General features: G+C 70.8%; 13 protein-coding genes. 7 read left to right on the top strand and 6 right to left on the bottom strand.

Annotation, left to right across the window (positions count from 1 at the left end; translation table 11 throughout):
* Positions 1-155: 155 nt before the first annotated feature.
* From IG99_RS26840 to IG99_RS26830, 3 genes are all read left to right on the top strand, one after another.
* Entirely contained in the window at positions 156-908 is a 753-nt protein-coding gene (locus IG99_RS26840) for a DeoR/GlpR family DNA-binding transcription regulator (protein ID WP_037678026.1), read from the top strand.
* Positions 905-2,266, top strand: a complete 1,362-nt coding sequence (locus IG99_RS26835; RefSeq protein WP_037677948.1) for a 6-phospho-beta-glucosidase — start codon at positions 905-907, stop codon at positions 2,264-2,266. Before IG99_RS26840 ends, IG99_RS26835 begins: the two co-directional genes overlap by 4 nt.
* 248 nt (positions 2,267-2,514) lie before the next feature.
* Positions 2,515-2,865: a hypothetical protein gene (locus IG99_RS26830; RefSeq protein ID WP_234311958.1), complete on the top strand. Its 351-nt coding sequence runs from the start codon at positions 2,515-2,517 to the stop codon at positions 2,863-2,865.
* A 4-nt stretch (positions 2,866-2,869) separates the two neighbouring features.
* On the opposite strand, the gene IG99_RS26825 is transcribed toward IG99_RS26830, so the two are convergent.
* Positions 2,870-3,292 (bottom strand): secondary thiamine-phosphate synthase enzyme YjbQ, encoded by a 423-nt coding sequence (locus IG99_RS26825; protein ID WP_037677944.1) that lies wholly within the window; start codon positions 3,290-3,292, stop codon positions 2,870-2,872.
* A 119-nt stretch (positions 3,293-3,411) separates the two neighbouring features.
* On the opposite strand from IG99_RS26825, the gene IG99_RS52035 reads away from it, so the two are divergent.
* The 3 genes from IG99_RS52035 to IG99_RS26820 all read left to right on the top strand — a co-directional run bounded on the left by IG99_RS52035 (position 3,412) and on the right by IG99_RS26820 (position 5,151).
* The gene (locus tag IG99_RS52035; protein WP_313884353.1) at positions 3,412-3,495 is read left to right on the top strand and encodes a putative leader peptide; all 84 of its coding nucleotides are present in this window, start codon (positions 3,412-3,414) and stop codon (positions 3,493-3,495) included.
* Positions 3,496-3,785: 290 nt separating this feature from the next.
* The gene (locus IG99_RS48885; RefSeq protein ID WP_158973240.1) at positions 3,786-4,007 is read left to right on the top strand and encodes a hypothetical protein; all 222 of its coding nucleotides are present in this window, start codon (positions 3,786-3,788) and stop codon (positions 4,005-4,007) included.
* Positions 4,008-4,074: 67 nt separating this feature from the next.
* Positions 4,075-5,151: an NAD(P)-binding domain-containing protein gene (locus tag IG99_RS26820; RefSeq protein WP_037677942.1), complete on the top strand. Its 1,077-nt coding sequence runs from the start codon at positions 4,075-4,077 to the stop codon at positions 5,149-5,151.
* 41 nt (positions 5,152-5,192) lie between these two features.
* On the opposite strand, the gene mltG is transcribed toward IG99_RS26820, so the two are convergent.
* A complete protein-coding gene (mltG, locus tag IG99_RS26815) occupies positions 5,193-6,035 on the bottom strand; it encodes an endolytic transglycosylase MltG (protein ID WP_037677940.1) in 843 nt (280 codons plus the stop codon).
* A gap of 43 nt (positions 6,036-6,078) precedes the next feature.
* The gene (locus tag IG99_RS26810) at positions 6,079-7,881 is read right to left on the bottom strand and encodes an ABC transporter ATP-binding protein (RefSeq protein ID WP_037677936.1); all 1,803 of its coding nucleotides are present in this window, start codon (positions 7,879-7,881) and stop codon (positions 6,079-6,081) included.
* Between the two features lie 105 nt (positions 7,882-7,986).
* On the opposite strand from IG99_RS26810, the gene IG99_RS26805 reads away from it, so the two are divergent.
* Positions 7,987-8,436 (top strand): MarR family winged helix-turn-helix transcriptional regulator, encoded by a 450-nt coding sequence (locus IG99_RS26805; RefSeq protein WP_037677934.1) that lies wholly within the window; start codon positions 7,987-7,989, stop codon positions 8,434-8,436.
* Positions 8,437-8,517: 81 nt separating this feature from the next.
* On the opposite strand, the gene IG99_RS26800 is transcribed toward IG99_RS26805, so the two are convergent.
* The 3 genes from IG99_RS26800 to IG99_RS26790 all read right to left on the bottom strand — a co-directional run bounded on the left by IG99_RS26800 (position 8,518) and on the right by IG99_RS26790 (position 12,515).
* Positions 8,518-9,909 carry a cation:dicarboxylate symporter family transporter gene (locus tag IG99_RS26800; protein ID WP_037678025.1) on the bottom strand — a complete coding sequence of 464 codons (1,392 nt, stop codon included), beginning with the start codon at positions 9,907-9,909 and terminating at the stop codon, positions 8,518-8,520.
* 185 nt (positions 9,910-10,094) lie between these two features.
* Positions 10,095-11,726, bottom strand: a complete 1,632-nt coding sequence (locus tag IG99_RS26795) for a peptide-N4-asparagine amidase (protein WP_037677932.1) — start codon at positions 11,724-11,726, stop codon at positions 10,095-10,097.
* 57 nt (positions 11,727-11,783) lie between these two features.
* On the bottom strand, positions 11,784-12,515 hold the full coding sequence (locus IG99_RS26790) for a L,D-transpeptidase family protein (protein ID WP_037677930.1): 732 nt from the start codon (positions 12,513-12,515) through the stop codon (positions 11,784-11,786).
* Positions 12,516-12,571: the final 56 nt, after the last annotated feature.

The following is a 12,571-nucleotide window of genomic DNA, read 5'->3' as shown; positions in this document are numbered from 1 at the left end:
TCCGCTTCGGCCGACCGGAGTGGGGTCCGGACCTGGCTCCGAATTACGCAAGAGAGTGCACCCGGTGAGCGAGTTTGACAAGGGTCAAGCAGCAATCGAGACATTCATGCGCGACTTTGCTTGAGTTTGGCGCGTTGGCGAGTATGGTCTGCGGCATGCTCCCTGACCGAAGACATCAGCTGATCCTGCGTGCCCTGCGCGCGGACGGGCCCACCACGGTGGTCGCCCTGGCCGAGCGGATCGGGGCCAGCCAGGCCACGATCCGACGCGACCTCGCGCAGCTGGAGGACGAGGGACTGCTCAAGCGCGTCTACGGCGGAGCCACGCCCGTGGACGGTCAGGACGATCCGTTCGCCGACGTGGCCGCGGTCCGGGTCGAGGCCAAGGACGCGCTGGCCGCATGGTGCGCCGACCTGGTCCAGGACGGCGAGACGGTGCTGCTCGACATCGGCACCACGGCCCACCGGGTGGCCCGCCATCTGCACGGCCGGTCGCTGACCGTGATCACCAGCAACCTGGCCGTCTACGAGGAACTCCAGGACGACAAGGACGTCCAGCTGATCCTGCTGGGCGGTGTGGTCCGGCGCGACTACCGCTCCCTGGTCGGTTTCCTCACCGAGGACAACCTGCGGCAGGTACACGCCGACCGGCTCTTCCTCGGCACCAGCGGGATCCGCCCCGACGGTCAGGTGCTGGACACCACCGCCGTCGAGGTGCCGGTCAAGCGGGCGATGATCGCCGCCAGCGCCCAGGTGGTCCTGGTGGCGGACGCGGGCAAGTTCCCCGGCACCGGGATGGCGCGGGTGTGCGGTCCGCAGGAGATCGACGTCGTGGTGACCAACGCGCCGGGGGACGAGAAGACCTGTGGCCGGCTGCGGGAGGCGGGTGTGGAGGTGGTCGAGGTATGAGGCTGACGATCCTGGGCGGTGGGGGCTTCCGGGTCCCGCTGGTCTACCGTGCGCTGCTGGGCGACCGCGGCGCGGGTCGCGTCACCGACGTGACCCTGTACGACCTGGACGCGCGCCGTCTGACGACCATCGCCCAGGTCCTCGCCGACCAGGCGGCCGGGCACCCCGACCCGCCCGAGGTCACCGTCACCACCGACCTGGACGAGGCGGTCACCGGAGCCGACTTCGTGTTCTCCGCGATCCGCGTAGGCGGGCTCGCCGGACGGGCGGCGGACGAACGGATCGCCCTGGAAGAGGGCGTCCTGGGTCAGGAGACCGTCGGCGCGGGCGGCATCTCGTACGGGCTGCGCACCATCCCCGTGGCCGTCGGGATCGCCCGGCGCATCGCCGCGCTCGCCCCCGATGCCTGGGTCATCAACTTCACCAACCCGGCCGGCATGGTCACGGAGGCCATGACCGCCCACCTCGGTGACCGGGTGATCGGGATCTGCGACTCCCCGGTCGGCCTCGGCCGTCGCGTGGCGGGAGCGCTCGGCGCCGACCCCGCCCGGGTCCGGCTGGACTACGTGGGCCTGAACCACCTCGGCTGGCTGTGCGGCCTGTACGCCGACGGCCGGGACCTGTTGCCGTCCCTGTTCGCCGACGAGGACGCGCTGACCTCGTTCGAGGAGGGCAAGCTCTTCGGCGCCGACCTGCTGCGCACGCTCGGCGCGCTGCCCAACGAGTACCTGCACTACTACTACTTCCACCGCGAGTCCCTGGGCTCGGCGCGAGCCTCCGAGCAGACCCGCGGCGCCTTCCTCCAGTCCCAGCAGCAGCGCTTCTACGACACCCTGGGCACCGGCGCCGGCCGCCCGCCCGCGCCGCGCGCCGCCTGGAACGCCTGGGACGCCACCCGGCTGGAGCGCGAGACCACCTACATGGCCGAGAACCGCGACGCCGTCGGCATGGGCGAACGGGACTCCTGCGACCTGGAGTCGGGCGGGTACGAGCAGGTGGCCCTCGCCCTGATGCGGGCCATCGCGCTGGACGAGCGGACCACCCTCGTTCTCAACGTCCGGGGCCGCGGCCGCATCCCGGTCCTCGACGACGACGCCGTGGTCGAGGTCCCCTGCCACGTGGACGCCAACGGTGCCCGTCCCATCGCCGGGGCCCCGCTGCCCGACCACGGGCAGGGCCTGGTCTGCGCGGTCAAGGCCGTCGAACGCGCGGTGATCCACGCCGCCACGACCGCGGACCGCGCCCACGCCGTCAAGGCGCTGACGATCCACCCGCTCATCGATTCCTATGCCGTCGCCAAACGCCTGTTGGACGCCTATCAGCGCCACTTCCCCGAACTGGCCTATCTCGGCAACTGACGGCGTGGCACCCTGGGGGACGGTCATTCAGCGGACGACACCCGGGGGACGCGGTGCTCTCCAGACGTACGGCGATGATGTGCGCGGCAGCCGTTGTACCGGCCCTGGCCGGCTGTTCCGGCGGGGGCGGCAGGGGCTCGGCCGAGCCGTCCCGTACCGCGTCCGCCACTGTGGCCACCCCCTCAAGGCCGGCTTCCGCTTCGTCGGCCCCCTCCTCGTCGGCCTCCGCTCCCGCGAGCCCCTCGCCGGTGCCCGTGCCCGGGCCCGAGCAGAAGCTGGTGACCATGACCGTCAGCGGCGGTTTCGCGGGGGTCGCGCAACGGGTGGTCCTGCGCGGCGACGGCACCGTCGTGACCACCGACAGGGGCAGGACCGCGGTGCGCCGCACGGGCGCGGCCCAGTTCGGGAAGCTGCGCACCCTGCTCGGCGATCCGGCGCTGGCCGACGTACCGGCGTTCACGATCGACAGGGGCGCGGCCGACCAGTTCCAGTACGCGCTCCAGTACGGCGGCCGTACGGTCGTCACGGACCGCTCCGCCGACGAGCCCGCGCTCGACCGCCTCATCGACGCCCTGTCCGCGTGGCTGCCGGGGCACTGACCCGTCAGCCGAGGAACGACAACCGCACCTGACGTTCGGGGTTGTCCTTGTTCGTGTCCACCAGGCACACCGACTGCCATGTCCCCAGCTCCAGCCGCCCGTTGAGGACCGGCAGGGTGGCGTGGGGCGGGACGAGGGCCGGGAGGACATGGTCGCGGCCGTGACCGGGGCTGCCGTGGCGGTGCTGCCAGCGGTCGTCGGCGGGCAGGAGGGTGTGCAGGGCCGCGAGGAGGTCGTCGTCGCTGCCCGCGCCAGTCTCGATGATCGCCACGCCGGTGGTCGCGTGGGGCGTGAAGACGTTCAGCAAGCCGTCGCGTCCAGCCGCCGCCTCCCGCAGGAAGGCCTCGCAGTCGCGGGTGAGGTCGACGATCCTCTCCGCGGAACCGGTACCGACGTTCAGGACTCGGGTGGTGAAGGCATCTGACATGCCCCCATCCTGACCCATCTGCCGGGTTTCACACGCGAGGGCCTGCTCGGCCCTCGACACCGGGGTCCGCTCCGCGAGACGCCGTTGACCATGAGCACGCCGGATGACTACGTGGCGGCATGTTGCGTTCAGCCCTGCTCACCACGCGCGGTCACATCGACCTGCTGCGGGTGGCCTCCGCCGCGTGTCGACGCGGCCGCTGACGCCTCTCACCTTTCACCCTGCTCGCACCTCTCCCAACCCACCCGTGGAGCACCCATGAGCATCAGCCATGCACCTCACCGCTCCACCGAGCCCGACATTCCCCGGCACGTCCAGGGCGGCACCATCCTCGTACCCAACGGCTCGAAGCTGACCGGTGCGAAGCAACTCAAGGGCAAGTCCAGTGGGCCAAGGTGTGGGCTGAGGATATGGGCCGTCGTACGAAGCGGCGCCGGCCGCGGTGGCGCGCCCACGCCTCCCGCGTCCCGGTCGCGGTCGACACCCGCGCAAGGTGGGCTTCGGCGACTTCGTCGACACCCGCTGCAACGGCGGTCTGCCGCCGTCCACGGGACCGCTCCGCGGGTCTTCAAGGAGCCGTCGTGACCGCCCGTCCGCACTGGTTCCTGCCGACGGGCGGCGACGGCCGCCGCTGGTGGACCGGCACGCCTACGCGCCCGACGTGGCCGACCTGATCGAGGGGTGCCACGCGCTGGGCGTCGCCCATTTCGTGTGACCCTGGTCGCAAGCGGGCGGTGACCCCGTCCGGGAAGATCCACGACCTGACCGCTGTTGGTAGAAACGTGAACAACACACGCGAGGTCGAGGTAGTCGTCATAGGCGCTGGTCAGGCGGGCCTGTCCAGCGCCTATCACCTGCGGCGCGGCGGTTTCGAACCGGAGCGCGACTTCGTGGTGCTGGACCACTCCCCCGGCCCGGGCGGCGCCTGGCAGTTCCGGTGGCCGTCGCTGACGTACGGCAAGGTGCACGGGATGCACTCCCTGCCCGGCATGGAGCTCACGGGTGCGGACGGCTCCCGGCCCTCCTCCGAGGTCGTCGCCGCGTACTTCCAGACATACGAGCGCACCTTCGACCTGCGGGTGCGGCGGCCCGTCGACGTCCGGACCGTGACGGAGGGTCCGGACGGGCGGCTGCTCGTCGAGACGTCCGACGGCGTGTGGTCGACACGGGCTCTGATCAACGCGACGGGCACCTGGGACCGGCCCTTCTGGCCGCGCTACCCGGGCCAGGAGACTTTCCGGGGACGGCAGTTGCACACCGCGCAGTACCCCGGTCCCGAGGAGTTCGCGGGGCAGCGGGTGATCGTGGTGGGCGGCGGCGCCTCCGGCACCCAGCACCTGCTGGAGATCGCCCCGTACGCGGCCGCCACCACCTGGGTGACACGGCGGCCGCCCGTGTTCCGCGAGGGCCCGTTCGACGAGGACGCGGGCCGGGCCGCGGTCGCGCTGGTGGAGGAACGGGTCAGGCAGGGGCTGGTGCCGCGGAGCGTCGTCTCGGTGACCGGACTGCCGTTGAACGACGCCGTCCGGCAGGGGCTGGAGGACGGGATCCTGGACCGCCGGCCCATCTTCGACCGGATCACGCCGACGGGCGTGGAGTGGGCGGACGGGCGGCGCGTGGACGCCGACGTCATCCTGTGGGCGACCGGATTCCGGGCCGCCATCGACCATCTGGCACCGCTGCGGCTGCGCGAGCCGGGCGGCGGGATCCGGCTCGACGGGACGCGCGCGGTCGCCGATCCGCGGGTCCATCTGGTGGGCTACGGCCCGTCGGCCAGCACGATCGGCGCCAACCGCGCCGGACGCTCGGCCGTACGGGACATCAAACGGCTGCTGGCCGAGGAGCCCGTCGCCGCCTGAGCCCGCGGCCGGAGCCGCCCGCCCCCGTGGGTCTGACTCCGTCAGCCCGCGGCCGCCGACGCGGTGTGCTGGTTGCGGTTGAACTCGGCGACGTTGCGCTGGTGCTCGGCGTAATCGGCCGTGAAGCGGGTGTCACCCGGTTTGACCGTGACGAAGTACAGCCAGTCGCCCGGGGGCGGGCTGATCGCGGCGCGCAGGGCGTCCTCGCCGGGGCTGTCGATCGGTGTGGGTGGCAGCCCCATGCGCTGGTAGGAGTTGTAGGGGCTGTCGATCCGGGTGTCCGCCTCGGTGGTCCGCAGCGTGGTGCGGTTGAGGGCGTAATTGATGGTGGAGTCCATCTGCAGCGGCATGCCCCGCTCCAGCCGGTTGAAGACGACCCTGGCCACCTTTCCCATGTCGGCCTTGTCGGCGGCCTCCGCCTGGACGATGCTCGCGATGGTGACCGCCTGGTAGACGTTCATCGCGTTGCGCTGGGCGCCGGCGGCGATCGGGGCCCTTTGGAACTTGGCGTTCGCGGTGTCCACCATGGCCTTCAGCAGCGACTGCGGGCTCGCCTTCGCGCCGAGCGGGTAGGTCGCCGGGAAGAGGTAGCCCTCCGGGTTGCCCTCGGCGTCGTTCGGCAGCCTGAGGTTGGCACCGTCGACCGACTTCCTGGCGGTGCCCGGGGGCAGTTCGAGTGCCGTGTCGACGGCTTCGTAGACCTGGCCGGCCCGCCATCCCTCCGGGATCACCAGCGTGGTGGGCTTGGCCTTCTCGCCGGTGTCCAGGGTCAGCAGCGGCACCGCCACGGCGGTGCCGGCCACGACGGCGCCGGCCAGGACGAGGGCGAGACGGCCCCGGCGCGTCAGTCGAATCGTGCTCCGTGGCGGAGTGTTCATCTGCATGCGGGCACGGTAACCCGCATATCACTACAAACCGTGCATATCTTCAGCTTGTCGACTCCAGTTGAGCGTCCCGGCGTACGAGGGCCGCGTACCGCCCGTCCCGCTCCAACAGCTCCTCGTGCGTGCCGCGTTCGACCGCGCGCCCGGAGTCGAGAACCACGATCTGGTCGGCGTCCCGGACGGTCGACAGACGATGGGCGATGGTGAGCGTGGTCCGGTTGGCGGACAGCGCGTCGATGGCGTCCTGGACGGCCGCCTCGGTACGGGTGTCCAGCGCGCTGGTCGCCTCGTCGAGGATCAGCACCGGCGGGTCGCGCAGGATGGTGCGCGCGATCGCCAGGCGCTGCTTCTCACCGCCGGAGAAGCGGTGGCCGCGCTCCCCGACGACCGTGTCGTACCCCTCGGACAGGGAGACGATGTGGTCGTGGATCTGTGCCGCGCGTGCAGCCGCGTGGAGTTCCTCGTCGGTGGCGTCCGGCTTGGCGAAGCGCAGGTTGTCGGCCACGGAGGCGTGGAAGAGGTACGTCTCCTGCGAGACCACGCCCACCCCGCGCGCGAGGGTGTCGAAGTCGAGGTCGCGCACGTCGACGCCGTCGAGGGTGACCCGGCCGCCCGTCACATCGTACAACCGCGGCACCAGGTGGCCCAGCGTGGACTTGCCGGCGCCGGTCGGGCCGACGACCGCGAGGCTGCCGCCCGCCGGGACGGTGATGTCGATGCCGTCGAGGATCGGGCCGCCCTTGCCGTCGTAACGGAACTCGACGCTCTCGAAACGGACCTCGCCCTTGACCTGGTCGAGGTGGACCGGGTCCGGCCGCTCGGTGATGTCGATCGGCAGGTCGAGGTACTCGAAGATGCGCTGGAAGAGGGCGAGCGAGGTCTGGATCTGGACGCCGGTCGACAGCAGGCTGACCGCCGGCCGGAACAGGCCCTGCTGGAGGGAGACGAAGGCGACGATGGTGCCGAGGGAGACGTCCGGGCCGCCGAGCTGGAGGGCCATGCCCGCGGCCCAGTAGATGACGGCCGGCATGGCGGACATGACGATCCCGATCACGGCCATCCGCCAGCGGCCGGCCATGTTGGACCTCACCTCGAGGTCGACCAGGCGCTCGGACTCATCGGCGAAGGACCGTGTGAGGGAGTCGGAGCGGCCCATGGTGCGGCCGAGCAGGATGCCGCTGACCGAGAGGGACTCGGTGACCGTGGCGGCCATCGCGGCCATCTGCTTCTGGCGCTGGGTGGTGATCCGCTTGCGTTCGTTGCCGACGCGGCGGCTGATCCACACGAAGACGGGCAGCAGGAGCAGCGAGACGACGGTGAGGCGCCAGTCGAGGGCGACCATCGCGACGATGGTGGCGACCACGCTGGTGAAGTTGGAGACCAGGGAGGTGGCGGTGGAGGTGACGGTGGCCTGCATGCCGCCGATGTCGTTGGCGATGCGGGACTGCACCTCGCCGGTGCGCGTGCGCGTGAAGAACGCCAGGGACATGCGCTGGAGACGGTCGTAGACGGCGGTGCGCAGGTCGTGCATCACGCGCTGGCCGACCGTCGTGGAGATCAGGGTCTGCAGGACGCCGAAGACACCGGCGAGGACGGCGCTGAGGATCATGCCCAGGGCGAGCAGGCTCAGCAGGCCCGTACGTCCCTCGGGGATCGCGACGTCGAGGGTCTCCTTCAGCAGGAAGGGTGTGGCGACCGAGACCAGCGACGAGGCGCCGACGAGCAGGCCGACGACCGCGAGCCGGCCGCGGTAGGGACGGAAGAGCCGCAGGATGCGCCGCACCTGCCGCGGCTGTTCCTCGGCGTCGGCGGGTGGCGTCCAGCGGGGTGCGTTGTCGGGGTGCATGGGCTCCTTCGGGGAGGGCGATGGGGCCGGCGGCGGTGAGACCGCCGGAGCTTAGCCCATTGTTACCTATACTCACAATGAACCACCTCCTGATATTGTTCCCGCATGACCACCGCCGATCCCGACGGTTTGCTCGCCGAGCAACTGCTGCGCTTCACGCGCCGCGTCCACCGCATCCAGAAGCGGCACATCGAGCAGTGCGGACTGGGTGTCACGCCGGCCCAGTCGCGGCTGCTGCGCACACTGGCGCACTACGGCTCCCCGCCGCGCATGGCCGACCTCGCCGAGCGCCTGGAGGTGGTGCCGAGGGCGGTGACCTCACTGGTGGACGCGCTGGAGGAGGGCGGCAGGGTGCGCCGGGTGCCCGACCCGACCAACCGCCGGGTGATCCGGATCGAGCTCACTGACGATGGCCTGAAGGCCCTGCGGGAGCTGCGCGGCGCCCGCCGGTCCGCCGCGCGGGAGATCCTGGCGCCGTTGACGGAAGATCAGCGGGAGGTGTTCGGCGCGTTGCTGGACACGTTGATCGACGGGGCGCCCGTGCCGGGTTGCTGACGCCGGCCGATCACGGCGACGGGCCGTGTGCCCACTCCGTGGTCCGGAGTGGGCACACGGCCCGTCGTGACGACGCCCGCGTCAACTCAGTTCAGGGGCGGGCTCCTTGTGCGGCTGCGCGGGAATCCCGTCCGCGTTCTCCGCGTCCACACCGGCCTTGTCGTCCGCGTCCGGCACGAACTCGATCTCCCGGTTCAGCATCTGCTTCGCCCGTACGGTGTCCAGCGCGCCCTCCCAGCGGGAGACGGCGAGGACGGCGACACAGTTGCCCAGGAGGTTGGTGACGACGCGCATCGAGTCCATGATCCGGTCCACGCCCAGGAGCAGGGCGACCGCGCCGGCCGGGATGGCCCCCAGCGAGGACGCGGTCGCGGACAGGGCGAGGAAGGCGGAGCCGGGGATGCCCGCCATGCCCTTGCTGGTGAGCATCAGCACCAGGACCACGGTGATCTGCTGCCCCAGGCTGAGGTCCACACCCACGGCCTGGGCGATGAACAGGGTGCCGATCGACAGGTAGAGCGAGGCGCCGTCGAGGTTGAAGGAGTACCCCGTCGGCAGCACCAGCCCCACGGCGTCGTCACGGGCTCCGGCCTTGCGCAGCTTCTGCATCACGCGCGGCATGACGGCCTCGGTGGAGGCGGTGCCGAGCGCGAGGAGCATCTCCTCCCGGATGTAGCGCAGGAACTTCCACAGGCTCAGCCCGGTGACCAGCCGCAGTGCGACGGCGAGCAGCGCGATGAACAGCGCGGCGGCCGCGTAGCACAGGATGATCAGCTTGGCGTACGTCTCGATCACACCGAGCCCGTACTGGCCGATCAGGACGGCCATCGCGCCGAACACGGCGATCGGCGCCAGTCGCATCACGAAGCCGACGATCGCGAAGATGATCTCTTGGGCCTGCTCGATGGCGGGCAGGACCTGCGGCACCTTGGTGTGGCCCAGGTGCAGCAGGGCGGCGCCCACCAGACAGGCCAGGATGAGGACCTGGAGCAGGGAGTTCTCGGCGAAGGCGCCGATGAAGCTCTGGGGCAGCGCCTCCACGACGAACTCGGCCGTCGACGGCAGTGAACCGCCGCCCGTCTTCGCGTCGACCGCGGAGGCGTCGAGCGTGGACGGGTCGACGTTCATCCCCGAGCCCGGCTGGACGAGGTTGGCGGCGAGGAGCCCGATGATCAGGGCGAACGTGCTCGCGACCTCGAACCAGATCAGGGCCTTGAGCCCGATCCGCCCGAAGGCCTTCAGGTCACCGGCCTTGGCGATCCCGACGACCACCACGCAGAACACGAGCGGGGAGATGATCGTCTTGATGAGCCGGGTGAAGCCGTCGCCGAGCGGCTGGAGATCCGTGGCGACGTCGGGCCACAGCTTTCCGACGACGATGCCGAGCACGAGCGCGCAGGCGACCTGCGTGAAGAGAGAGGTACGCAGCAGGCGTGCGGCGCGTCGCGGCAGGGAGGGGACGGACTGCGGCACGAACACTCCTAGAGGGACGGGGACCACAGAAGAGGGGGACTTCTGCGATACGGAAAGCAGCTTCCGTTGGTGACCACTCTGGGGGCTTTGTTGATCCTGCGGAAGACCCCTGCGTTGCATCCGTGTAAATCCGTCACGAGTGCGGCACCACTCACAGGGGCCCCAGCAGTCCGTCCGGTCCCGCCTCAGCAGTGCGTGTGATCCTCCGTGAGCACCCCCTGCACGGTGGTCAGCGAACGGTCGTAGCAGCCCGCCGAGCCGTTCAGGCGGTAGCGCTCGCTCGTCGTCGCGACGGCGTGCCGCTGGTCGCGCGGGACGTTCAGCGTGTAGGTGGCGTCCCCGGTGTAGGTGTCGTCGAGCCGCGTCCAGGCTGTGCGGTGTCCGCCGTGCGCCTCGACGCTCGTAGCCCGGTCCCCCAGCGTCAGCACCGTGCGCAGTCGGTCGTCCGCGCCGACCGTGGTCGTGCCGTTCATCGTGTAGGTCCGGTGCGCGCGTGTGGTGCGGGCGGGCCCGCGTCCGTCGACGGTCACCGACTCGTCGTCCGTCCAGGTGGCGTCGAGACCGTCCATGTTCTCGCCGTCGGTCCAACGGTGGGTGGAGGTGTTCGCCAGCGATCGCTCGACGGTGGTCGTCACCCGTCCGTGTGAGGTGTCGACGTATCCGGCGACGGTCAGGCGGTGACCGCCCTTCGTGTCGAGGCGGTGCTCCGCACCCGGCGTGTAGGTCGAGGAGTCGGTGAGGTCGCCCGTCCGCTCGACGGTGAGCCCACCGGTGACCCTGGCTTTCCTGGCGTCCTGCCACACGAGGACGTTGACCGGCGCGCTCCAGCCGCTCTGCCCCGCCGGCACACCGACGACGGAGACATCGACGCGGTGCGGCCGGCCGTCGTTGAGGATCCCGGCGAACGGCGTCAGGTCGTAGGTGATCGGCTTGATGTCGAAGGCGCGCGGCGCCGGGACGACGTACCAGAGGAAGGGGTTCGACCAGCCGCCGGTCCACACGTGCGGGAACGGCGCGGCGATGCCGGCGAGTCTGCCGTCGACCTTGATCTGCACCTCGCGGTAGGGGCCGCCGTCGGCCTGGCAGGAGTAGGGCGCCTCCTTGGGCACCGTCAGATACCAGTACTCCTCGCAGCCGCCGCCCGAGCCGGTGGCGTACACCTCGGCGAGGACGCGCTCACTGTTGCGCGGGGTGGTGAGGGTCGAGTCGTCGCCGAGGGTGAGGACCCGGTCGGGGGTCGCGGCGCGTCTCCCCTCGTAGAAGGTGAGCGTGACCTTGACGTCGATGACGCCGGTGTACGTGTCGTCGACGACGTTGCCTATGAGCATCTCCACGTCGTGACTGCCTCGCAAGGTGTCGCTGTAGCGCGTGACGTCCTTCTCGACGGACCACTCGACACCGTCCGGCGAGGGCTCCGGCGTCGAGGTGCGGAAGATCTCCACCCCACCGACGTGCAGATACCCCAGCCGGTCGAACTGCCGTCCCTTGACCTTGCCGTCGAGCCGCAGCACGACCTTGCTCCAGCGGTCGCCGCAGCCCTCGGGCGGTGTGTACGTGCCCTTGTACGGCGTGAAGTCCCGGAACTGGGCCTCCGCGACGGTGACCTCGCAGGTCTTCCCGGCGGGCCTGGCGACGGGCGGGGCAGCGGTGACCGGGTCGTGCCAGTCGGTGCCGAACTCGGCGGGTACGTCGGTGGAGGCGTCGGCGGAGACGGGGATGGCTCGGACCGGGGTGGCCTGTGCGGAGCCCGTTGTGAGGAGGGTGCCCGCCAGGAGGGTCGCTCCCGCGAGCATGGACATGATGATCCGGCTTCTCATGGCCGGTGTTCTACGGCGAGTCGGGCACCCTCCGCAATGAGGCCTCCCCCGTCGGTGCTAGGCCAACAGGTCGGCCCTGTCCCCCATCACCACCACCGGATGCCGGTCTGGATCGAGCGTGCGCAGCAGGTATTCCATCGCGGGCTTGGACAGGCTGACGCAGGCCGACGTACCGCTGCCGTGGTCCATGTGCAGCCAGATGCCGCCCCCCTTCTCCTCTCCGTCGGGGCGTGTCGGGTCGTTCGGCGGGGTGCCCTTGACACGGTTGTAGTCGATGGCGATGACGTAGTCGAAGTCGTGCCAGTGCGACGCGGCCCACCAATGCGGGGCCGCGAACGCGGCCGACCGTGTGTACGGCAGCCTCGCGCCGGGGTTCGGGAGCACACCGCCTGCGTCACTGAGCGTGAACACGCCCACGGGGCTGCGCTTGTCGCCCTCGCGGTGGTCGGTCGTCCACCCCTTCTTGCCGTTGTGCGCCGGCCAACTGCGGGTCCGCTCCCAGGCTGTACCCGACTTCGTGTACAGCACCACGGTGGCGTCCGCGGAGTCCCTGCCGTCTCCGTAGACCGCCACCACCTGACGGGAGTCCGCCGGAATCCGGCGCTGCCACCGGTCCCCGACGTCCGGGACCCGGTTCGGGTCGTCGGCGGCCGTGTGAGCCGGGCGCGCGGCCTCGCCACCGCTGCCCCTCGCCGCCCCGGTTCCGCCGCCGCACGCGGCCAGCGCGGCCGAGAGGGTCCCCACGGCCGTCATCGCGACCAGAGCATGCCGTACACCACGACTCCGCATCACTCCATCGTCGCATTCCCTGACGGACGGTAGCCGGATCCCGGCGGTGAAGCGAA

The organism is Streptomyces griseus subsp. griseus (assembly GCF_000720255.1).
Taxonomy (GTDB): Bacteria; Actinomycetota; Actinomycetes; order Streptomycetales; family Streptomycetaceae; genus Streptomyces; species Streptomyces griseus_I.
This window is presented reverse-complemented; position numbering and strand designations above follow the sequence as displayed.

What these genes read in the sequence shown, in the direction of transcription:
- IG99_RS26840 (WP_037678026.1), top strand. Translation starts at nt 156, where the DNA reads ATGCTCCCTGACCGAAGACATCAGCTGATCCTGCGTGCCCTGCGCGCG.
- IG99_RS26835 (WP_037677948.1), top strand. Translation starts at nt 905, where the DNA reads ATGAGGCTGACGATCCTGGGCGGTGGGGGCTTCCGGGTCCCGCTGGTC.
- IG99_RS26825 (WP_037677944.1), bottom strand. Translation starts at nt 3,292, where the DNA reads ATGTCAGATGCCTTCACCACCCGAGTCCTGAACGTCGGTACCGGTTCC.
- IG99_RS52035 (WP_313884353.1), top strand. Translation starts at nt 3,412, where the DNA reads ATGTTGCGTTCAGCCCTGCTCACCACGCGCGGTCACATCGACCTGCTG.
- mltG (WP_037677940.1), bottom strand. Translation starts at nt 6,035, where the DNA reads ATGCAGATGAACACTCCGCCACGGAGCACGATTCGACTGACGCGCCGG.
- IG99_RS26810 (WP_037677936.1), bottom strand. Translation starts at nt 7,881, where the DNA reads ATGCACCCCGACAACGCACCCCGCTGGACGCCACCCGCCGACGCCGAG.
- IG99_RS26805 (WP_037677934.1), top strand. Translation starts at nt 7,987, where the DNA reads ATGACCACCGCCGATCCCGACGGTTTGCTCGCCGAGCAACTGCTGCGC.
- IG99_RS26795 (WP_037677932.1), bottom strand. Translation starts at nt 11,726, where the DNA reads ATGAGAAGCCGGATCATCATGTCCATGCTCGCGGGAGCGACCCTCCTG.
- IG99_RS26790 (WP_037677930.1), bottom strand. Translation starts at nt 12,515, where the DNA reads ATGCGGAGTCGTGGTGTACGGCATGCTCTGGTCGCGATGACGGCCGTG.